This window comes from Curtobacterium sp. MCBA15_001 (genome assembly GCF_001864835.1).
Lineage (GTDB): Bacteria > Actinomycetota > Actinomycetes > Actinomycetales > Microbacteriaceae > Curtobacterium.
In genome coordinates this window covers 367,231-388,178 of sequence record NZ_MJGI01000021.1, presented here as the reverse complement: position 1 = coordinate 388,178, position 20,948 = coordinate 367,231, and the positions used below count along the sequence as shown (strand labels likewise).

General features: G+C 69.7%; 21 protein-coding genes. 9 read left to right on the top strand and 12 right to left on the bottom strand.

Going from position 1 to position 20,948, the window contains the following annotated elements; genetic code table 11:
* Positions 1 to 74: 74 nt before the first annotated feature.
* Genes BIU90_RS08350 through BIU90_RS08330 form a run of 5 tightly spaced genes read right to left on the bottom strand, consistent with a single transcriptional unit; the run spans position 75 to position 5,740 of the window.
* Positions 75 to 950, bottom strand: a complete 876-nt coding sequence (locus BIU90_RS08350) for an ABC transporter permease (RefSeq protein WP_083403795.1) — start codon at positions 948 to 950, stop codon at positions 75 to 77.
* On the bottom strand, positions 947 to 1,879 hold the full coding sequence (locus BIU90_RS08345; RefSeq protein ID WP_083403794.1) for an ABC transporter permease: 933 nt from the start codon (positions 1,877 to 1,879) through the stop codon (positions 947 to 949). The genes BIU90_RS08350 and BIU90_RS08345 overlap by 4 nt, the downstream gene beginning before the upstream one ends.
* Entirely contained in the window at positions 1,876 to 3,084 is a 1,209-nt protein-coding gene (locus BIU90_RS08340; RefSeq protein ID WP_071299732.1) for a spermidine/putrescine ABC transporter substrate-binding protein, read from the bottom strand. Before BIU90_RS08340 ends, BIU90_RS08345 begins: the two co-directional genes overlap by 4 nt.
* Positions 3,081 to 4,271, bottom strand: coding sequence for an ABC transporter ATP-binding protein (locus BIU90_RS08335; protein ID WP_071299731.1), 1,191 nt, complete (start codon positions 4,269 to 4,271; stop codon positions 3,081 to 3,083). Before BIU90_RS08335 ends, BIU90_RS08340 begins: the two co-directional genes overlap by 4 nt.
* A 29-nt stretch (positions 4,272 to 4,300) precedes the next feature.
* Positions 4,301 to 5,740 (bottom strand): aminobutyraldehyde dehydrogenase, encoded by a 1,440-nt coding sequence (locus BIU90_RS08330; RefSeq protein ID WP_071299730.1) that lies wholly within the window; start codon positions 5,738 to 5,740, stop codon positions 4,301 to 4,303.
* A 125-nt stretch (positions 5,741 to 5,865) separates the two neighbouring features.
* Between BIU90_RS08330 and BIU90_RS08325 the strand changes: the two genes are divergently transcribed.
* Genes BIU90_RS08325 through BIU90_RS08310 form a run of 4 tightly spaced genes read left to right on the top strand, consistent with a single transcriptional unit; the run spans position 5,866 to position 10,467 of the window.
* Positions 5,866 to 6,336 (top strand): Lrp/AsnC family transcriptional regulator, encoded by a 471-nt coding sequence (locus BIU90_RS08325; protein WP_071299729.1) that lies wholly within the window; start codon positions 5,866 to 5,868, stop codon positions 6,334 to 6,336.
* Positions 6,333 to 7,763 (top strand): aspartate aminotransferase family protein, encoded by a 1,431-nt coding sequence (locus BIU90_RS08320; protein ID WP_071299728.1) that lies wholly within the window; start codon positions 6,333 to 6,335, stop codon positions 7,761 to 7,763. Before BIU90_RS08325 ends, BIU90_RS08320 begins: the two co-directional genes overlap by 4 nt.
* Before the next feature lie 2 nt (positions 7,764 to 7,765).
* A complete protein-coding gene (locus BIU90_RS08315; RefSeq protein ID WP_071299727.1) occupies positions 7,766 to 9,130 on the top strand; it encodes an FAD-binding oxidoreductase in 1,365 nt (454 codons plus the stop codon).
* Positions 9,130 to 10,467, top strand: a complete 1,338-nt coding sequence (locus BIU90_RS08310; RefSeq protein ID WP_071299726.1) for an NAD(P)/FAD-dependent oxidoreductase — start codon at positions 9,130 to 9,132, stop codon at positions 10,465 to 10,467. The genes BIU90_RS08315 and BIU90_RS08310 overlap by 1 nt, the downstream gene beginning before the upstream one ends.
* 31 nt (positions 10,468 to 10,498) lie before the next feature.
* On the opposite strand, the gene BIU90_RS08305 is transcribed toward BIU90_RS08310, so the two are convergent.
* From BIU90_RS08305 to BIU90_RS08285, 4 genes are all read right to left on the bottom strand, one after another.
* Entirely contained in the window at positions 10,499 to 10,960 is a 462-nt protein-coding gene (locus tag BIU90_RS08305) for a hypothetical protein (RefSeq protein ID WP_139195179.1), read from the bottom strand.
* Between the two features lie 26 nt (positions 10,961 to 10,986).
* Positions 10,987 to 11,346: a hypothetical protein gene (locus BIU90_RS08300; RefSeq protein WP_217640903.1), complete on the bottom strand. Its 360-nt coding sequence runs from the start codon at positions 11,344 to 11,346 to the stop codon at positions 10,987 to 10,989.
* 179 nt (positions 11,347 to 11,525) lie between these two features.
* Positions 11,526 to 12,038, bottom strand: coding sequence for a DUF4304 domain-containing protein (locus BIU90_RS08295; RefSeq protein ID WP_139195177.1), 513 nt, complete (start codon positions 12,036 to 12,038; stop codon positions 11,526 to 11,528).
* A gap of 1,368 nt (positions 12,039 to 13,406) precedes the next feature.
* A complete protein-coding gene (locus BIU90_RS08285) occupies positions 13,407 to 14,096 on the bottom strand; it encodes a hypothetical protein (protein ID WP_139195176.1) in 690 nt (229 codons plus the stop codon).
* A 174-nt stretch (positions 14,097 to 14,270) separates the two neighbouring features.
* Between BIU90_RS08285 and BIU90_RS08280 the strand changes: the two genes are divergently transcribed.
* Positions 14,271 to 14,768 carry a hypothetical protein gene (locus BIU90_RS08280; RefSeq protein ID WP_071299720.1) on the top strand — a complete coding sequence of 166 codons (498 nt, stop codon included), beginning with the start codon at positions 14,271 to 14,273 and terminating at the stop codon, positions 14,766 to 14,768.
* Here the strand turns inward: BIU90_RS08280 and BIU90_RS08275 are convergent.
* Positions 14,761 to 15,690 carry an SDR family oxidoreductase gene (locus BIU90_RS08275; RefSeq protein ID WP_071299719.1) on the bottom strand — a complete coding sequence of 310 codons (930 nt, stop codon included), beginning with the start codon at positions 15,688 to 15,690 and terminating at the stop codon, positions 14,761 to 14,763. The genes BIU90_RS08280 and BIU90_RS08275 overlap by 8 nt on opposite strands.
* An 87-nt stretch (positions 15,691 to 15,777) precedes the next feature.
* Here BIU90_RS08275 and BIU90_RS08270 point away from each other — a divergent pair, with 87 nt between their 5' ends.
* Genes BIU90_RS08270 through BIU90_RS08260 form a run of 3 tightly spaced genes read left to right on the top strand, consistent with a single transcriptional unit; the run spans position 15,778 to position 17,714 of the window.
* Complete coding sequence (locus BIU90_RS08270; RefSeq protein ID WP_071299805.1) at positions 15,778 to 16,623, top strand: helix-turn-helix transcriptional regulator; 846 nt, start codon at positions 15,778 to 15,780, stop codon at positions 16,621 to 16,623.
* 42 nt (positions 16,624 to 16,665) lie between these two features.
* Entirely contained in the window at positions 16,666 to 17,151 is a 486-nt protein-coding gene (locus BIU90_RS08265) for a tetratricopeptide repeat protein (RefSeq protein WP_071299718.1), read from the top strand.
* A gap of 5 nt (positions 17,152 to 17,156) precedes the next feature.
* Positions 17,157 to 17,714 carry a hypothetical protein gene (locus BIU90_RS08260; RefSeq protein WP_083403793.1) on the top strand — a complete coding sequence of 186 codons (558 nt, stop codon included), beginning with the start codon at positions 17,157 to 17,159 and terminating at the stop codon, positions 17,712 to 17,714.
* Positions 17,715 to 17,740: 26 nt separating this feature from the next.
* Here BIU90_RS08260 and BIU90_RS08255 read toward each other — a convergent pair whose 3' ends face one another.
* Positions 17,741 to 18,991, bottom strand: a complete 1,251-nt coding sequence (locus tag BIU90_RS08255) for a phosphatidylserine decarboxylase family protein (RefSeq protein WP_071299717.1) — start codon at positions 18,989 to 18,991, stop codon at positions 17,741 to 17,743.
* A gap of 83 nt (positions 18,992 to 19,074) precedes the next feature.
* Between BIU90_RS08255 and BIU90_RS08250 the strand changes: the two genes are divergently transcribed.
* Positions 19,075 to 19,926 (top strand): phosphotransferase, encoded by an 852-nt coding sequence (locus tag BIU90_RS08250; RefSeq protein ID WP_254786978.1) that lies wholly within the window; start codon positions 19,075 to 19,077, stop codon positions 19,924 to 19,926.
* A 43-nt stretch (positions 19,927 to 19,969) separates the two neighbouring features.
* On the opposite strand, the gene BIU90_RS08245 is transcribed toward BIU90_RS08250, so the two are convergent.
* Positions 19,970 to 20,948 (bottom strand): esterase family protein (locus BIU90_RS08245; RefSeq protein WP_217640902.1); only part of this gene is annotated, 979 nt, incomplete at its 5' end.

The window sequence follows — 20,948 nt, the reverse complement described above, 5'->3', positions numbered from 1 at the left end:
TCGTGTTCCCCGCCGTGTGCGGGGAACTGTGACGAGTCAAGGGCAGCGGGTGTTGCCGTGACGTAAGGCGCCGCTCAGCCGCGCGTGCGGGCCAACCGCCGGTTGAGCGCCCCGTTGAGCAGCGCGACGAGCAGCCCCACCGCGAACACCAGCGTCCCGAAGCACAGCACCTGCGGCGGCATCCCGGCCTTCGCGGCGCCGTACACGAAGAGCGGGAAGGTCACCGCGGGCCCAGCGACGAACGACGTGATCACGTAGTCGTCGATCGACATCGCCAGGGCCAGCAGCCCCGCGGCGAGCATGCCCGGCGCCAGGAGCGGCAGCGTCACCAGCCGGAAGGCCTGGAACGGCGTGGCACCGAGGTCGCCGGCGGCCTCCTCCAGCACGCGCGAGGTGCCGGCGATCCGCGCCCGGAGGACCACGACGACGTACGCGACGTCGAAGGCCACGTGCGTCAGCAGCACGGTGAGGAACCCGGTGCCGAGCCCGATCGACAGGAAGAACGACAGCGACGCGGACCCGACGACGATCGAGGGCGCGGCGATGTCGGCGAACACGACGCTGTTCACGACACCGCGGCCGGGGAACCGGTAGCGCTCGAGTGCCAGGGCGAGCGGCAGCCCGATCGCGACGGACACGATGGCGGCCAGGAACGCCACGACGACCGAGGTCACGAACGCCGACCCGAGCCCGGACACGTTCACCAGGTTGGCGTACCAGTACGTGGTGAAGCCGTTCCACGCGAACGACAGCCGGTTGGTCGGAGCGTCGTTGAACGAGTACACGACCATGGCGACGATCGGCACGAGGGTGATCGCGATGACCACCCAGTACACGATCGCCAGCCATGGCCCACGGCGGTTCACGCCGTGCCGACGGGGTCCGGTCGCCAGGGCCTCGGTGGTCGGGGACGACGGGACGGTCGAGCGGGCGGGAGCGACGGCGGTCATACGAGGTCCTCGAGGTCGTCGGTGCCGGACACCCGGGCGTAGATGAACAGGATGATGCCGAGCACGACCATGAGCACGGTCGACAGGGCTGCGGCGACGTTGTACTGCTGGTTGCCGGAGTAGGCGTCCTGGATCGCCTGCCCGATCGTGTACGTGTTCGTGCCGCCGAGCAGCGCCGAGTTCACCGGGTCCCCGACGCAGTCGATGAACACCAGCAGGACCCCGGCGAAGATGCCCGAGCGCGACAGCGGCAGCGTCGTGTGCCAGAACGCCCGGACCCTGCCGGCGTACAGGTCGTTCGCCGCCTCGCCGAGCCGCGGGTCGATGCGCTCGAGCGCGGCGTAGATCGGCAGCACCATGAACGCCAGGTCGTTGTACGCGTCCCCGAAGATGACCGCTCCGCTGGTGCCGAGGATGTGGAAGTCCTTGCCGGCCAGCCCGATCCCCTGCAGCGCGGCGACGACGGGCCCCTGCGACGCGAGCACGAAGGCCCACATGTCGGTGCGGATGACGAACGACACCAGGAAGCTGATGAACACGAGCATGAGCAGCGGGCTCTTCCACCGCGGGGACACCCGGAACGCCACGAAGTACGCCACCGGGTACCCGACGATGATCGTCACGAGGGTCGCTGCCAGGCCGTACCAGAGCGACCGGAGCAGGAACGTCAGGTACGGCACCTGCGGGTCGACGAACAGCGACGAGTAGATGCCGAAGTTCCAGGTGAACGTGTACCCGTCGTCCGGGTTGCCGGACATCAGCGAGACGATCAGCCCAGACACGAGCGGGATCACGAAGAACACGCAGAGGTACGCGGTCCCGACGAGCGCGAGCAGGAACGGCGTGCTGCGACGGCGCCCGCGGCGGACCGGTGTCGCGCCGGCCGGCCCGAGCCCAGGTGCGAGCCCGACGGCCCCGGAAGCGCTCACGACTGCACCACCGCGTTGAAGATGCCGTTCCACTCCGAGTACTCGTCGTAGTTCTCGAACACGCGGAACTCGTGCGACTGCTCGAGCACCGATGCTGACGGGAACACGAGCGGACTGTCGGCCACGGTGGCGTCCTTGAGCTCGTCGCGGACGTAGTCCTCGGCGCCGGGGACCGGGCAGACGTAGTTGACGTAGTCCTCGACGATCCCGGCGATCCGCGGCGTGTAGTAGAAGTCCATCCAGGTCAGCGCCGACAGCGGGTTCGCGGCCTGCTTCGGGATGAGCATGTTGTCGTGCCACGTCATCTGGCCCTCCTCCGGCGTGATGAACTCCAGGTGCGGGAAGCCGGACTGCTGGGCCTGGAACACGTCGCCCGACCAGGCCTGGGTGATCCAGGTGTCGCCGTTCTCCAACCGGTTGATGTAGCTCTGGTCGTAGAAGCCGGCGACGTTCGGCCGGAGCTTCCGGAGCCACTCCTGCGCGCGACGCCAGTCGGCCGGGGTCGAGGTCTCCGGCGCGATGCCGAGGGCCAGCAGGGCGAGCGACCCGAGTTCGGTGTTGTCGCTCATCAGCCCGATGCGGCCGCGGAACGCCGGGTCGAGCAGGTCCTGGAACGACGTGATCTTCCGCCCGGTGTACTTCGGGTTGTACGCCAGGCCCGTGAACCCCGTCTGCCACACCACGGAATGCCGGTTGCCGGGGTCGTAGTTCGGGTTCTTGACCGAGTCGGAGGCGTTGGCGGCGAAGTTCGGCATCCGCGACGCGTCGAGTTGGCAGACGAACCCGTTCTTGATCATCTCGGTCAGCTCGTAGCCGTTGGTCATGACGACGAGGTCGTACCCGGTCGCACCCCGGGCCCGCAGGATCGGGGACACGGTCGCGTAGAACGTCGCGTTGTCCTGGATCACCGCCTGGTAGTCCACCGCGATGCCGGTCTCCTGCTCGAACAGCCGGAGCGACTCGGACTTGCCGTGGTCGGAGTCGATGTACAGCGGCCAGTTCGCGAAGTTGAGGTCCTTCGTCTGCTTCGCGTCCCGCCAGAACGCGGTCCAGTCGACGGGGTCGCCCTGCGACCCGGCCGACCCCTTGATGCTGCACCCGGTCAGCAGGGCGGCGAGCGCCGCGGCCCCGCCGCCGGCCAGCAGGCCACGCCGGCTGACGCGGGCGGACGTGAGACCGCGCAGCAGGTCGGGTCCGGCGGTCATGCGACCGCACCGGCGGTGGCGGGCTGACCGGTCTGGAGGCCCGGTGCGGGCTGGGTGGTGACGGTCCGGTTGGACACGATGGGAGCCTCCAGACCGAAACCGTGGTCGACGCCCCAGGTGAGCCAGACCTCGGTCCCCGTGGGGATGCGGGGTCCGCCCTTGGAGTTCTGCGCGAAGACGGCGACGCGACCGGCACCGGGGACGTCGACCAGGTACTGGGTGCTGACGCCGGAGAACGAGACGTCGACGACGCGTCCCGGTCCGAGGATGTTGCGTCCGGACTCGTGCGACGGTTCGGCGGTGCGGATCTTGAGCTTCTCGGGGCGGACGCCGACGACCACGCGGCCGGACGTCGCGACGGCCCGTGCGCTCGGGACGGCGAGGCTGCCGGCGGCGGTCCGGACGACCACCAGTCCGGCGTCGGTCCCGGTGACCTCGCCCTCGAGCAGGTTCGACTGCCCCAGGAAGTTCGCGACGAACGCGGTGCGGGGCAGTTCGTAGAGGTCCTGCGGGCTGCCCATCTGTTCGATCCGGCCGCCGTTCATGACGGCGACCGTGTCGGCCATCGTCATCGCCTCTTCCTGGTCGTGAGTGACGTGCAGGAACGTCAGCCCGACCTCGGCCTGGATCGTCTTCAATTCGAGCTGCATCTGGTGCCGGAGCTTCAGGTCCAGGGCGCCGAGGGGTTCGTCGAGCAGCAACAGTGCCGGCCGGTTGACGATCGCGCGGGCGAGGGCGACGCGCTGCTGCATGCCGCCGGACAGCTGCGCCGGACGCTTCGACGCCGACGCCTCGAGCTCGACGAGCCGCAGGGCGTCACGTGCCTTCGTCATCGGGTCCGGGATGCGGCGTCGCTTCAGGCCGAAGGCGACGTTGTCGAGCACGCTCATGTGCGGGAAGAGCGCGTAGTTCTGGAACACGGTGTTGACCGGGCGCTGGTACGGCTTGGTCTCGGTGACGTCCTTCCCGCCCAGCAGGATGCTGCCGCTGGTGGGTTCCTCGAGCCCGGCGACCAGACGGAGCGTGGTGGTCTTGCCGCAGCCCGACGGCCCGAGCAGCGCGAAGAACGACCCGGCGGGCACCGTCAGGTCGAGCGCGTCCACCGCGGTGTGCCCGGGGAACGACTTGGTGATCTGCTCGAGCCGGAGATCGGCTCCCGATTCCGCGAACGTGCCGGTCACTGCCATGGTGCCTCCTGGAGCTCGGTGGGTCGGGGTCAACCGATGTGGGACATGACGTGCTTGATGCGGGTGTAGTCGTCGAACCCGTACTGCGACAGGTCCTTGCCGTACCCGGAGTGGCCGAAGCCGCCGTGGGGCATCTCGGCGACGATCGGGATGTGCGTGTTGATCCAGACGCAGCCGAAGTCCAGGTCGCGGGCGAAGCGCATCGCCCGAGCGTGGTCGGTCGTCCACACCGAGCTCGCCAGGCCGTACACGACGCCGTTCGCCTGGCGCAGGGCCTCGTCCTCGGTCCGGAAGCGCTGCACGGTCTGCACCGGGCCGAACACCTCCTGCTGGACGATCCGGTCGTCCTGGTGCAGCCCCGTGACGATGGTCGCCTCGTGGTGGAAGCCGCGGTCGCCGATCCGCTGGCCGCCGAGCGCGACGCTCGCGTGGTCGGGCAGCGTGTCGAGGAAGTCGCGGACCTGGGCGAGCTGTGCGGCGTTGTTCACGGGTCCGAAGTACGGCGAGGCCGCGTCGGGGCCGGTCTGGGCGGTCGCGCGGGCCTCGGCGACCAGGGCGGCGACGAACTCGTCGTGGATGCCGTCCTGGACGAGCAGCCGGGTCGCGGCGGTGCAGTCCTGACCGGCGTTGAAGAAGCCCGCGGCGACGATGCCCTTCACAGCGGCCGCGATGTCCGCATCGTCGAACACGATCACGGGGGCCTTGCCGCCGAGTTCCAGGTGCGTGCGCTTGAGGTCCGCGGCGGCGGCGCGGGCGACCTCCATGCCGGCGCGGACCGACCCGGTGATCGACACGAGCTGCGGTGTCGGGTGGTCGACCATGGCGGCGCCGGTGCTGCGGTCCCCCAGCACGACGTTGAGGACGCCAGGCGGCAGGAACTCCGCGGCGACCTCGGCCAGCAGCAGGGTCGACAGCGGGGTGGTGTCGCTCGGCTTCAGGACCGTGGCGTTGCCGGCGGCGATGGCGGGTGCGGCCTTCCACACCGCCATGTTGAGCGGGTAGTTCCACGGGGTCACCTGAGCGACGACACCGATGGGCTCGCGCCGGACGAACGACGTGTGGTCGGCCAGGTACTCGCCCGCGCTCCGGCCCTCGAGGTTCCTGGCGGCGCCGGCGAAGAAGCGGATCTGGTCGACGGAGAGCAGGATCTCGTCCTGCACGAGCGTCGCCCGGGGCTTCCCGGGGTCCTGCGACTCCAGGTCCGCGAACTCCTCCGCCCGGGACTCCATCGCGTCGGCGATCCGGAACAGCGCGAGCTGGCGCTCCCCCGGTGTCGTGCGACGCCAGGTCTCGGCCCCTCTCGACGCTGCGACGAAGGCGGCGTCGACGTCGGCGGCGGTGGAGACCGGCGAGCTGCCGTAGACGTCCTCGGTGACCGGGTCGACCAGGTCGAAGACGGTCTCTCCCGCGAACTCGACGGAGGCACCCCCGACGAAGTTCCGGAGCGTGGTCGTCTCGGTGTCGAACATGGCGGTGATACTGGCACGGATCGGATCGTCACGGAAGCACTTGTGACAACGGAAATCGTTGCGAAACACGAAGTTCACAACCGGATCACTTGCAGGACCGGGTCTGTACTGCCAAGCTGAGCGGCATGGCGGCAGCACCACGACGTCCGGGACCGATCGACGAGATCTCCAAGCGCATCATCGAACAGCTCCAGGAGGACGGGCGCCGCCCGTACGGCGAGATCGGCAAGGCGGTCGGTCTCAGCGAGGCGGCGGTCCGGCAGCGCGTGCAGAAGCTGACCGAGACCGGCGTCATGCAGATCGTCGCGGTCACCGACCCGATGCAGCTCGGGTTCCACCGGCAGGCGATGATCGGCATCCGCGTGAACGGCGACACCCGAACGGTCGCCGACGCACTCGAACAGCTGGCGGCGGTCGACTACCTCGTCATGACCGCCGGCAGCTTCGACCTCATGGTCGAGGTCGTGTGCGAGGACGACGACGACCTCATCGAACTGCTCAACAGCACGATCCGGGCCATCCCGGGCGTGACCGCCACCGAGACCTTCGTCTACCTGCAACTCCGCAAACAGCTCTACGACTGGGGAACGCGATGACCATCACAGACCGACCCACCCGCCTCGGCTCCTACGACCCGTCCGCACCGGTGGACGACGCCGCCCTGCAGCAGAAGTCCCGCGACCACCTGTGGATGCACTTCGCCCGGCACGGCGCCAACCAGGCCGGGGCCGACGTGCCGATCATGGTCCGGGGCGAGGGGCACCACGTCTACGACAGCCACGGCAAGGGCTACATCGACGGGCTCTCCGGCCTGTTCGTCGTCGCTGCCGGGCACGGGCGGAAGCGCCTGGCCGAGATGGCGGCGAAGCAGGCCGAGACGCTGAGCTTCTTCCCGATCTGGTCCTACGCGCACCCCGCCGCGATCGAGCTCGCCGACCGCCTGGCCGACCACGCCCCGGGCGACCTGAACAAGGTGTTCTTCTCCACCGGCGGCGGCGAAGCGGTCGAGACGGCCTTCAAGCTCGCCAAGCACTACTGGAAGCTCCGCGGCAAGCCGATGAAGCACAAGGTGGTCTCCCGCGCGGTCGCGTACCACGGCACCCCGCAGGGCGCCCTGGCGATCACGGGCATCCCGGCGATGAAGCAGATGTTCGAGCCGCTCACCCCCGGCGGCCTCCGCGTGCCGAACACGAACTACTACCGCGCCGACGAGATGGGTTTTGCCGGGCAGAGCGAGGAGGAGTTCGGCTTCTGGGCGGCCGAGCGCATCCGCGAGATGATCGAGTTCGAGGGCCCCGACACCGTCGCCGCCGTGTTCCTCGAGCCGGTGCAGAACTCGGGCGGCTGCTTCACCCCGCCGCCCGGGTACTTCCAGCGCGTCCGCGAGATCTGCGACGAGTACGACGTGCTGCTGGTCTCCGACGAGGTCATCTGCGCGTTCGGTCGGATCGGCACGATGTTCGCCTGCGACACCTACGGCTTCGTGCCGGACATGATCACCTGCGCCAAGGCGATGACCTCCGGGTACTCGCCCATCGGCGCGACGATCATCAGCGACCGGATCTTCGAGCCGTTCTCCACGGGCGACACGACCTTCTACCACGGCTACACGTTCGGCGGGCACCCGGTCTCCGCCGCCGTGGCGATGGAGAACCTCGACATCTTCGAGGAAGAGGGCCTGCTCGCCAACGTCCAGCAGAACGCCCCGCTGTTCCGTGCCGAGCTGGACACGCTGCTCGACCTGCCGATCGTCGGTGACGTCCGCGGTGCCGGGTACTTCTACGGCATCGAGCTCGTGAAGGACAAGGCGACGAAGACGACCTTCGACGACGCCGAGTCCGAGCGGCTGCTGCGCGGGTTCCTGTCGAAGGCGCTGTTCGACGCGGGGCTGTACTGCCGCGCGGACGACCGCGGCGACCCCGTCGTGCAGCTCGCCCCGCCGCTCACCATCGGGCAGCCGGAGTTCCGCGAGATCACCTCGATCCTGCGGAGTGTGCTGTCCGAGGCCGCGTCGAAGATCTGACCGTGTCGGGCTACCGGGGCGTCTCGTTCTGGCTGGACCAGCTCGTGGCCACCGGCCGCGACGACCTGACGCCCCGGCCGCCGCTCGACGGCGACCGCACGGCGGACGTGTGCGTCATCGGCGGTGGACTCACCGGTCTCTGGACCGCGTGGTACCTGCTGCAGGGTGATCCGAGCCTCCAGATCGTCGTCGTGGAACGCGAGATCGCCGGCTTCGGCGCCTCCGGACGCAACGGCGGCTGGTGCTCGGCGCTGTTCCCGCGGTCCGCCGCGTCGATCGCGGAGCACGACGGCCTGCGGGCCGCGCTCGCGATGCGCCGCGCCATGCGCGAGACCGTCGACGAGGTCGGCCGTGCCGCGGCCGAGGCCGGCGTCGACTGCGACTTCGTCAAGGGCGGCACCGTCCTGTACGCGCGGTCCGCGGTCCAGGACCGCGCGGCCCGTGACGAGGTCACGGCGTCCGACGCGTTCGGCGACGCGATGGTCCACCGTCCCGCCGCCCCCGGCGACGCGGACGGCACCGTCGGTGTCGCCTGGACGCCGGACTGCGCCCGGGTGCAGCCCGCCGCGTTGGTCCGCGGTCTGGCCGCCGCCCTGGAGGCCCGGGGCGTCGTGATCGCGGAGCACACGCCCGCCACGTCCTGGGCTGCAGGGCGTGTGGTCACCACCCGCGGGACCGTCTCGGCCGGCGCCGTCGTCGTCGCCACCGAGGGCTACGGGGCGCAGCTCGCGCAGACCCGGCGGCGGATCCTGCCGCTGTACTCGCTGATGATCGCGACCGCGCCGCTGCCCGCAGCCGCCTGGGACCGGATCGGGCTGGAGCACGGGCAGACGTTCTCGGACTACCGGCACCTGCTGGTCTACGGGCAACGCACGGCGGACGACCGGCTGGCCTTCGGCGGTCGTGGTGCGCGCTACCACTGGGGGTCCGCAATCCGTCCCGGCTACGACCGGGTGCCGCGGGTGTTCGAGCACCTGCGACGGTCGCTCGTCGAGCTCTTCCCGGTCGTCGCCGACGTGCCCGTCACCCACACCTGGGGCGGGCCGCTCGGGGTCCCACGGGACTGGTGCGCCTCCGTCACCTGGGACGGTTCCGTCGGCACCGCCGGCGGCTACGTCGGAGACGGGCTGTCGACCACCAACCTGGCCGGACGGACCCTGGCCGACCTGGTGCGCGGGGTCCGGTCCGACCTGACCACGCTGCCCTGGGTCGGGCACCGCTCGCCGGACTGGGAGCCCGAGCCGCTGCGGTTCCTCGGCGCGAACGCCGGCCTGGTCGCCACCGACCTGGCGGACCGCGAGGAACGGCTCACCGGGCGGGCGAGCATCGCCGCGCGGGTCATGGCACCGCTGACCGGAGGCCACTGATGGACGGCTCTGCGCCGGTCGACGTCGTCGTCGTGGGGGCCGGGGTGTCCGGGCTGGCCTGTGCCCGGGCGCTCGCGCTGGGCGGCCAGCGGGTCGTCGTGCTCGAGGCCCGTGACCGCATCGGTGGTCGGACCTGGACGGACGGCGCGCTCGGTGTGCCCGTCGACCTCGGTGCGTCCTGGATCCACGGCATCGACGGCAATCCGCTCTGGGCGCTCGCGCCGTCGTTCGGGATCGACACCGTCGAGTTCACCGTCGGCAGCTTCCAGTTCGACGGGCGGCCGATCGCCTGGCACGACCCGTCCGGGGCGCCGCTCTCCGGTGACGCCGCCGCGCGCTTCGTGGCGGACCTGCACCGGGTCGACGCGCTCCTGCCGACCGTCATCGATGCCGTTCCGTCGGGGACCACGTACGCGGCCGCCGTCTCCTCGGCGCTGTCGGAGCTCCGGTGGACCGGCGCGCGCGCTGACCGCGTAACCGAGTACATGGCGCACCGCTCCGAGGACCTCTGCGGGGCGCCGGTCACCGACCTCGACGCCCACGGGTTGGAGGACGAGCACGTGCCCGGCGACGAGGTCGTGTTCCCCCGCGGGTACGGGCAGTTCGCCGCGGCGCTGGCCGTCGGGCTCGACGTGCGGCTCGGGTCCGTCGTGCGGTCGGTGACCAGCGGCGACGGTGGTGTCGTGATCGGCCTGGCCGACGGTTCGTCTGTCTCGGCGGCTCAGGTCGTCGTGACCGTCCCGCTCGGGGTGCTGCAGGCCGGGGACGTCACGTTCTCGCCGCCGTTGGCCTCCCCGGTCGTTGGTGCACTCGACCGGCTCGGGTTCGGCGTCTACGACAAGGTCTTCCTGCGCTTCCCCGAGCGGTTCTGGGGCTCCGACTGGGTGCTCCGGCAGCAGGGTGCCGCGGGCGTGGACTGGCACTCCTGGTACGACATGTCCCGCGTGACCGGTGCCCCGGTGATCGCGGCACTGGTGGGCGGTGCCGGAGCCCGGCGGCTCGAATCGCTGTCCGACGACGCGATCGTGGCCGAGGGGCTCGACGCGCTCCGCCGGATGTTCGGTGATGCCGTCCCCGCACCGGACGCCGTGCGGATCACCCGGTGGGCGGCCGACCCGTTCGCGCGGGGGTCGTACTCGTACCTGCACGTCGGAGCGTCCCCGGACGACCACGACCTGCTCGGCACACCGTGCGGGCCCGTGCAGCTCGCCGGTGAGGCCACGTGGAGCGACGACCCCGCGACCGTGCACGGGGCGCTGCTGTCGGGACTGCGGGCGGCCGGCCGGATCCTCGGCGGGGACGTCGCCGCGTCCGAGTTGTCCCGTCCGCTCCCCTGAGCGGGCGGCGCGCGGGCGAGTTCCGGCGGGTTCAGGCGCCGCCGATCCGCTCACGTCCCGGTTCGTGTTCTCGCAGCCGGCCCTCGACTTCGTCCCGGATGCGCTTCGCGGTCGGCCGTGAGCAGATCGTGGAGGGGAACTCTCTCCATCGCCGATCGACGCGCAACGTCAGCATCCGCGTGCGCCGCCGGAAGACCGGATCGTACGAGGTCCCGAAGCCGTTGAGGGTCCCGCTGTACGGCTCGGTGTTGTACCCGTGGACGCGATCCCACAGGTACGTCCGCGTGAAGAGCCACGATCGAACCGTGATCCCGCGCGCCGACGTCAGGACACCCATCGTGCAGGCGCGGACGACCCAGAGCGCAAGCCCGACGGCGATGCCCACGTGGCTGGCGTCCCAGCCGAAGGCCACGATCGAGACTGCGAGGCCAGCGCCGAAGACGGCCACGAACGACAGGGCGATCGCGATCGGCCCGATCCTCGTCCCGGGCACGCGGTACACCTCCGAGCCGTACCGCGTCATCGTGCCCTGCTGTCCCTCGAGCTCGTCGCGTGCTGCTGCGCTGCAACGATCCGCTGCTCGATCTCGGAGACCTGCCGTTCCGAAGTCTTCTTGAACGCGATCAAGCCGGCGAAGTAGTACTGACGAGGACCGCGGGTCTCCTGCACGTGGAAGAGCATGGCTTTGAGATGTCGAGCCGACCCATCGAGGTTGCCTTCGTTGAGGAGCCCGCTGTAGCCGACGCTCGACACACGTCGGAACTCCTGGTTGTCGAAGCGGATCGAGATGAGCCACCCACGGACTCGGGTCTGCGTTGGTCCTATCCAGACACCGATCATGAACGACCGGACCCCGATCAGGGCGAGCCCTGCTGTCACGACACCCCACAGCAGCAGTTCGCCCTGGGAAGGCCTGCCCCCCCCCAGGCCGAAGACGCCGTTCGACACGGCACCGAACATCACGATGGAGACACACCCGCTGAGTACGCGGGCAAATCGCCCCGTGGCGCGGACGTGACTCCATCTGGGCTCCACTACGTTGCTGGCCATCGATGTCGCTATCCCTCGAATTCGAAGAACCCATAGGCTTTCTTGCTCACGTAGGCGATTCGCAGGATCTTCGCCCCCTCGGATGATCGCAGCAGGTCCGCGTTCAGTCGCCGCACCAGAGGCATCGCCTGCTGCTCGATGAAATCACTGATCTTCGTTTGCAGAAGCGGGTCGTCGGCACGGAACGAAAGGCCGACGTCGCCTGTCCAGTAGTCAACTCGAGTAGATACATCCACGTCTTGAGAACCGTGCAAGGTCAGCTCGATGTCGACGAAGTACTCGGCACCGAAACGTGACTTGAGCACGTAGAACGCCACCCTGAACTCGTCCTTTTCGACAAACCAACGACGCCCCTTCCGCCGGTAGCCCTCTGCCCGTAGTGATTGATCGAACAATCCGATGACGTTGTCCATGGCTCCTTGCTCCTCGAGGCTCTTTGCAGGGAAGATGAAGGTTCGGTCGCGCCCCGCCTCGACCACTTTGCCGACAACCCGCTGTTCCTCGCAGTCGAGTTCTCCCAACGCAGAGTGCCGAGCTACTAATATTGACCCCTTTTGACACAAAGGCATTGTCTAACAATTCCTGCCCCTCGTCAAAACGGAAAAATGCGGTTGAGAAGTTTTTGATGAGAGGTATCAGCTTTCCCTCCACCGCGTTTCGGAGGTCTTGCCTCAGGGTGGGGTTGTCTTCCCATAGGATGTCGTCGAATCCCGCTTCCGGGAGCCACGCATCAACGCGCGAAGTCACATCCGGTTCCGGTTCTACGGAGCCCGGTATAACGAGGAATATATTCAAAAAGCTTCTAGCGCCATAGCGGGACCCCTGAAGATGCAGAACGGTGTCAAAGTCTTCACCGTCGATGACCCATCGCTTCGACCTTTTGATACGCCGGGCTACCCCGTCGAGGCACTCATTAAGAACTGACTCAATGTCATTCAAGGTCACCCCTTATATGGTGGAGGAGTTCGCCGTGCCCCTATCCCCAATCCGCGGGCGTCAGAAGCCAAGCCATCGCTTCATTGGCCATGCCTAGAAGCTCTCGCCGCGGCCGGAATGCCGGTAGCATGTATTCCAGAAGCTATCAGTGTGATGATCCAGGGGACTCCTGCGTACACAATGACATTGCTGAGTGCCCAGTCCTGCCTCAAGTAGTTGGACTGTGGGAAACGGCCGGTGGCGAGTACTAGCGGCGGGAGAGAATAGACCAGAAGTGCAGGGACCAACACGGAGAGGGGAGTAAGAATGCGTGCGGCGATCGGGCGCACCTCGAGGATGCGTCGCACAACCGGAGCATAACGGGCCAGGATGCCCCCGCTGGTAAGAGCAACAGCACCTGCTGCCCAGATCCACGTGGAATACGCGTACCGGATGAACCCTCCCGCAGTAGACCAGGCTTCCAGCTGCGACCGCGTTTCTTCGAGTGGGATAATTCCACCGATCCGCGAATAGAGTGGAGGTAATGGTAAGCCAGCAATGGCTAGAATCGCGAGGACAACCGCTGTGAGCAAGAGTGCCGAGCTAAAACGCCTCATCAAGACTGACCCTACCGGCGCCTTCTCGCAACGTAGCGAGTCGGCGCCTTCTTCAACGAGTGCCTCCTCTGCTCCTTCTACCACGAGTTCATGCCGCCGGGTCCCTGGGAGGCTGCTTCTCGAGGAAGTCACGCATGATGTCCGCGAGACCTGACTGGCCCTGCAGCGGCGACGCTTCGATGAACCTCAGGAGTTCTTCGGCAGCTTCGACTTCGAAGCCAACTTGGACAAATCGATCTGATGTCACGTATGCGAAGCGGTCCAGTCGTGTGATCCGGCAGAACCGACGGACGACCCGAGCTCCTCGCTCACTGAGTTCGAGGAAGTTCACGGACCACGGCAGCGCCCGGCGCGGCATCATCCTCGGACCGATCCCTCGGATCGGATTCCTGTCGGGAGCGCCTCGCTGCCGCGGCGCGGTCCCGACGGATCCGGGCCGTCGACTCCGCGAACGTGCGCGTGGAAGGCCCGTGCGAAGTTCTGCTGCGACGGCCCCTCGCCGAACACCTCCAGAGCACCACGAGCCGCAGTCTCGTAGTCACTCGACGATGCAGCACCCGCGTCCGACAACTCGGTGGCGAGCAGGACCCGGGCGAACGGCCGGTAGGGACCAGGAGTGCTCGCGATCACTCGCAAGTGTCGTTCCGCCTCCTCGACGCAGCCGGCCCAGAGCAGCGAGTCAGCCAACGCCCATTCGCCCGCCGGGAGTTCCGTGGCCGATCGGAAGACCCCGATGGAGCCCGCCAGGTCGTCCAGTTCCCACCGCAGCCGCCCCACCGCGTACGCAGTCTCAGCCACGGATGCCGCATCGAGGATGTCGATCCACATCTCGCTCGGAGCCGAATGGAGCGCATCTGGGGCGAGTTTCCGGACGCGTTTGCGGAGGGCTGCAGGTCGGTAGACGGAGCGCATCTTCGCAGTGGACCTCAGAGCTGCAACCGCCGATTCGTCGAGGACGGCTCGACTGAAGGCAGCCCAGGCTCGACCGAACGGCGTGTCCTGGTGGTGCACTGCCCGTCCGGCAGGCGCGATGGCCGTGATCGTCACCTTCACCATCATTCCGGTGTTGCACGCAATCCGAACACGACGAGCGACCCCTGTTCGGGGAACGGGCAGCCCTGCGACGCGCAGGCTTCACCCTCACCCCCCTGATGCGGCCGGACGCGTGCATGGAGAGCACGACCTGCGCTAGCGTGCAGCACCAACGACTCCGGGGGGATCATGCGGACCACAGGATGCGTCATCGCGCTCGTCGTGGCATCGGCAGCGGTGGCACTGACCGGCTGCACGGCGGACGACGCCACCACGCCAGCCCCGACCTCGACGGTCTCCGGCCCGACCGGGGTCGCCGTCCGACCGGAACCCTCCCGGTACCTCGCGATCCTGGACCGCCCGGCCTCGGCGGACGACGTCCTGCCCGACAGCACCGTCGACGCGCCGGACGACCTGGTGCCGAACAGTCAGCGCCGCGCGGTGGTGCAGAACGGGACCGTCTACTGGGTGGGTGCGTCGAAGAACGGTGGGGCCTGCCTGCTGTCGTGGAACGCCGACCCGGACAGCACGGACAACTGGGCGATGTGCGGCTCCACCGACATCCGTCCGGAGTCGATCATCGTGTCGATGAGCGGCGACGACGGACGGGTGGTCGCCCTGGCGCCGGACGGCTTCCCGGGCGGCGAGGACCTGCACGCGATCGCGCCGAACGTCTGGGTCAGCTGACCGCGGTCAACCCCTCCGACACCGCCCACAGCCGCTCCGCGTCCGCGACGCTCCGCATCGGCGCCCACAGCTCCTGCCGACCGGCCGGACCACCGACCCCGGCCAGGCCGGTCGGGCCGGTGAAGCCGCCGTCCATGTCCGCGGCGGTCGCGGCGAGCAGTGCCGAGTGACCAGCGGTCTCCACGGTGCCGACCAGCAGTCCGCGAGCCGACAGCCACCGGATGACCCGGACCTCCGGGGTGTCCCGCGCCCGACCGACCTCGGGCCGCGCCGCGAGCAGCGCCGTCGGCGCGACGCCGGGGTGACTGACCGCGCTCGTGATGCCCCACCCGTTCGCTCGACTCCGGCGGGCCAGCTCGAACCCGAACAGCGCGCAGGCCAGCTTCGACTGCGAGTACGCACGCATGCCGTGGTACCGCTCGGCGAACTGCAGGTCGTCCCACTGCATCGAGGCCCGCCGCGCGGCGACGCTCGTCTGCATCACCACCCGTCCCTGCGCGGCGCGCAGCAGCGGCAGGACCCGGTTGACCAGGGCGAAGTGACCGAGGTGGTTCGTGCCGAACTGCACCTCGAACCCGTCGCGGGTGACCCCGCGCTCCGGCGGGTTCATCAGCCCCGCGTTCCCCACCAGGACGTCGATCGGGGTGCCGTCGGCCGACAGACGCTCGGCGAGCGCCGCCACGGACGCCAACGACGACAGGTCCAGGTCCTCGATCTGGAGGCGCGCACCCGGGACGTCCCGTCGGATGCGGTCGACCGCGTGGTCGCCCTTGCCGCGGTTGCGGACCGGCATGACCACCTCGGCGCCGGCCGCGGCGAACCGCGCCGCGATGCCGAGGCCGATCCCGTCACTCGCGCCGGTCACCAGGACCCGCTGCCCGGTCAGGTCGGGGATGGTCAGGACTTCCCGCTGCTTCGTCATGGGACCGATGCTGCTCCCGACCCGGATCCGCATCCACGGCCTGACGATCCGTGGCTTCGGGGTCCGCTCCGGTGGAGGATGGCCGGTGTGATCGATCGACCTGCCCTCGCCGACTTCCTGCGCGGTCGTCGTGCCGCGCTGCAGCCCGAGGACGTCGGCCTCGCGCGCGGGCAACGTCGACGGACGGACGGCCTGCGCCGCGAGGAAGCCGCGCTGCTCGCGAACATGTCCGTCGACTACTACGCACGGCTCGAGCGTGAGCGAGGGCCGCAGCCGTCCGAGCAGATGCTGGCGTCGATCGCGCAGGGCCTGCGACTGACCATCGATGAACGCGACCACCTGTTCCGGCTCGCCGGACACCAGCCACCGCCTCCCGGCCCTGCTGGTGACCACGTCGAGCCGGGGATGATGCGGATCCTCGACAGCCTCGTCGACACCCCCGCCGAGGTGGTGACCGAGCTCGGCGAGACCCTGCAGCAGACCCCGCTGGCCGCCGCGATCGCCGGCGACGCGACCACGCGGCGCGGTGACGCGCGGAGCATCGGCTTCCGGTGGTTCACCGAGCCGCGGGCGCGCGCGCTGCACCCGGTCGAGGACCACGCGTTCATGTCTCGGCTGTACGCCTCGGGGCTGCGGATGGTGATCGCCCGCCGCGGGCCGGAGTCCCGCGCGGCGCACCTGGCCGAGGTCCTGCTCGAGCGGAGCGAGGAGTTCCGGACGGTGTGGGCCCGGCACGAGGTGGGCATCCGCCCGCGTGAGGAGAAGCACTACCAGCACCCGGAGGTGGGGCTGCTCACGCTGCAGTGTCAGGTGCTGCAGGACCCCGAGCGCTCCCATGCGCTGCTCGTGTACACGGCGGAGCCGGGGAGCGAGAGCGCCGACCGGCTGCGGCTGCTCTCCGTGATCGGGACCACCACCACCACCGCGCGGTGACGTCCATCGCGGGACGTTCGGCTGATCCGCCACACTGGTCGGATGGAGACCACGGAGTGGGAGCGCGCCGTCGCCGCGCTCTGGGCGGACGAGACCGTCGACGACCAGCAGCGCATCGACCGGATGCGCGGACTCGCCGACGCCGCCCAGCATCCCGCGATCGGCGCGTTCGAGCTCGGCGGCGCCTGTGACTCGGGCGGTCGCGAAGCCGAGGCCGACGTCCACTACGCCGCAGCGACAGCAGCCGGCCTGCCCGACGTGGACCCGACGCGAGCAGCCCAGATGGTCGTCCAGCACGCCTCGACCCTCCGCAACCTCGGACGCACGGACGAGGCGATCGCGATGCTCGACGACGCTCCCGAGCACCCTGCGACCGGCACCGCCCCGCGGGTGTTCCTCGCACTGGCCCTGCACAGCGCCGGGCGACACGACGAAGCCCTCCGCGTCGCGATCGAGGCCGTCGAGCCCACCCTGCCGCGCTACAACCGGTCGGTGCGCGCCTACGCAGCAGCGCTGACCGAGCACTGAGGCGGGTGACGACGTTGTCGTTCACGCTCTTCGTCAACGGCGCCTACGGGGCCGGCAAGACGGCAGTGCTCGACCATCTCGGCACCCTGCTGGCAGCGGCGCAGCAGCCCTTCAGCCTGATGGACGTCGACTGGTTCCACCGTTCCTGGCCGGTGGCGGCCGACGACCCGGACAACACCGCGACCGAGGCGAGGAACATCGCGGCGGTCTGGGCGAACTACCGCCAGACCGGTCCCCGACAGCTGGTGCTCAGCGGGGTGCTCGCCGACCGCCAGGACGTCGAGCGCTACGAGCGGGCAGTCGGGCAGCCCGTCCGGTCGGCCCGGTTGGTCGCGTCGCCGGACACCCTGGAGGCTCGGCTGCGGCTCCGGTACGGCAGCGACCGTCCCGACGAACTGCGGTGGCACCTGGAACGCTCGGCCGACCTGCAGGCGCGGCAGGACGGCGCCGACCTGGACGAGCTGGTCGTCGTGACCGACGACCAGCCCTCGGCACAGGTCGCGCGCATCGTGCTCGAGCACTTCCTGCCCGAGGTCCTGCTCGGGACCGTACCGACGCGGTAGCGTTCGTCGCCGCAGCGGAGGCCGCCTCAGCGTTCCCGGGCCGCCGTCGCGATCTGGGTGTGCAGGTGCACGAGGGCTGGGCGCTGCGGGTCTGGGAAGGCCTGCACGGCGAACGAGTCGATCGCGCCGGGTTCGAAGACGAGACACTCGGTCGAGCCACCGAACTGGAAGAAGCCGAGCTCCTCCCCCTTGTCGACATGCCTCCCCGGGACGATGTCGTCCCCGATGACACACGATGAGACCTCGATCATCCCGACGGGCACGACCGCGACGTGTCCGAGGACCGGGTTGTCGGCTTCGATGACGATGATCGCCCGTGCGGCGACGTGCGCCAGGTAGCCCTGCGAGTCCTTCGGCTCGGTGGCGTCCTCGCCTTCAGCGTCCGCTTCCGAGAAGTACGTGCCGGGTTGCACGAACGCGCGCACGATCGTGCCGGCGACGGGGCTGTGCCAGCGGTGGTAGTTCGTGGCGCTGAGGAACGCCTGGTACACGGAGCCGCCGACGAACCGGTCGACGGACGCGTCGTTCGCCAGGAGGTCCTCGAGCGAGTACGGCTGCCGCTTGATCCAGAACTCGTCGCGTCGCTGCACGTTCGTCGCGATCGCGTAGGGCGTCGACTCGCTCGAGCTCACCACGACGGCGTCGTCGTCGGGCGCTGCCACCGGGCGCTGGCCAGCCTTGAACCGCCGGATGAAGAAGTCGTTCCAGGACGTGAAACCCCAGTGCTCGTCATCAGGGTCGTGCTCGAACTGATCCATACCGACGACCTGCTGCGCCTTCGCGGACTTCCACCCGTCGGGTCCGTCGCTGATCACGGAGAGCGAAGCCGGGCTGTCGAGGAACTCCGCCCAGGCATCCAGCACCTCCTTCAGGGCCGCGTTCACCTTCGGGTCGCGGTACACGGCGAACCCGGCCGGGGTGGCCATCGTCCAGTCGAGGATCGCGGCGAAGGGCGTCGTCACCATGCCGCCGTCGCTGAATGCGGGTGCGGTGGTCAGGACCTCGTTGATGAGCGAGAAGTACTCGTCGACGTCGTCGATGTGCCGCTTCTGGTACCGCTTGCCGTGCGGGACCTGCTCGATCATCCGGGTCATCCCCATCCGGATCACGGGATCGGTGTCGAAGAGGTGCCGGAAGGCCGCGACGGACGGATGCAGCGAACGGTCACGGTTGGCCCGCGCGCGCTCGCGATGCCCCTCGATCCAGGCCTCGAGGTCGTCCTGGCCGGGGAGCCATCCGCCGCGCCGCTTGTGATCCGTGTCCGCTGATGCCGTCATGGGGACGACGGTACCGACGCGATCTCGGTGCCACGGCTCGGGTTGTCCCTCCGACGCGCGCGTCGCCGTCGTAGGGTGAAGGGGTGCAAAGGGGACTGCAGGGACTGGACGACGCGCAGGCCGACTTCGTGCGGCGGACCGTCCCGGGGGCGACCGTCGTGTCGGACGACTCGTGGGGGCTGCTCGACACCGTCGTGCTGCACGTCGTGGGGGACGACCACGACGTCACGGTGAAGGCCGCCGGGCCGGAGAACACCCACTTCCCCCGCGAGCTCCGCGCCCACCGGCAGTGGACGGCGGGGCTGGTCGCGTCCGGCGACACCGGCTGTCTCGTCGCCGCCGAGGAACACCTCCGGGTCCTGGTGCTCGACCGGGTGCCGGGACACCTGGCCCTCGGCACGCCGGACGAGCACGCCCCCGACGTGCACCGGCAGTCCGGAGCGCTGCTGCGCCGCTTCCACGACCAGCACGCCGCACGGGACGACGGCTTCATGCGCGCCGAGTCGGCCAAGGCCATCGCTGCCCTGGCGACTCCGCACCGGGTGCCCGCCGCGGTCGCCGCGCGGGCCCGTGACCTCCTCGTCTCCTTCGAGCCCGGCCCGGTCGACCTCGTGCCGACGCACGGCGACTGGCATCCGCGGAACTGGATCGTCGACGACGGACGGCTCCGGGCCATCGACTTCGGACGGTTCGCCCTCCGCCCACCGGCCTTCGACCTGACGCGGCTCGCCGTGCTGCACTGGCAGGACGACCCCGCACTCGAGCAGGCGTTCTTCGAGGGCTACGGAGCGGACCCGCGCGAGCCGGACGCCTGGCGGTGGCTGCAGCTGCGCGAGGCCGTCGGCACCGCGGTGTGGGCGTTCACGGTCCACGACGACCGGTTCGAGGCGCAGGGGCATCGGATGCTCGCGGATGCGCTGGCGGCATTCGACTGAACGGACCCGCCCGCCCGCTCACCGCCTGATCGAGCGTGTGCTCTCACCCGGTGGGCGCGAGCCCCAGCCGCGGCATCAGCCACGCCGTACCAGCGGCGAGCGCCACCCGTGCGGTCGTCCAGTTGTGTCGGGCACCGGGGACCACCCACGTCGCCACGTGCATCCCGGCTGCCCGCGCGCGTGCCGCCTGCACGGGCATCACCGGGCCGTACGTGTGGTCGGCGGCCCCCGCGGCGAAGAACGCCCAGGTCGCCGGGTACGGTCCGTGCGCCGACATCAGCGCTGCCGGCTGCGCCGCTCGCCAGGCGGCCGCGTTGCCGGAGAACCCCCTGGCGACGGTGTTCGCGACCGACCCGAGTGACGGTCCCTGCTCACCCGAGACGTCGAGCAGGTTGCCGAACCGGTCCGGGTCGCCGGCTCCGAGCTGGATCGCGCACGTCCCACCCTGCGAGAAGCCACCGATCGTCCACGCCGCAGCCCCGGTCTGCACGCGCAGGTGGGCGGTGATCCACGCGGGGACGTCCTGCTCCAGGTACGTCGCGCTGTTGCCGAGCGGCCCGTCGACGCACATCGGGTTCGCGGACGCCGGGCCGAGCTGATCGGGGACCACCACGATGGGGGCGAGTCCGCGGTGCAGTGCAGCGAGGGCGTCCATCGTCGCCTCGATCTGCCCGCCGGTCTCGACGTCCTCGGGCCCGGCCCCGCGGGACTGTCCGGAGAGCAGCACGGCGACCGGCAGGTGGGGCGGGTCGGTGGTGAGCGCCGCGGGCGGCAGGTACAGCAGGGCGTCGCGGGCGGTGAAGTGCGAACGCGTCGCCGGGATCGTGACCCGCAGCAGTCGGCCGGCAGTGGGCATGTCGAGCGGCGGGGACCACGTCGTCGCCAGGTCGACGGTGCTCGGTGCGGGTGCGGCGGTCGGCGCCTCGGCGGTGGGGATGCCGTCGGGCGACACCGTCGCGGTCGAGGACGGCGTCGGCGAGGCAGTCGAGGACGAGGTCGACCTGGCGGGCCCTGACGACGTC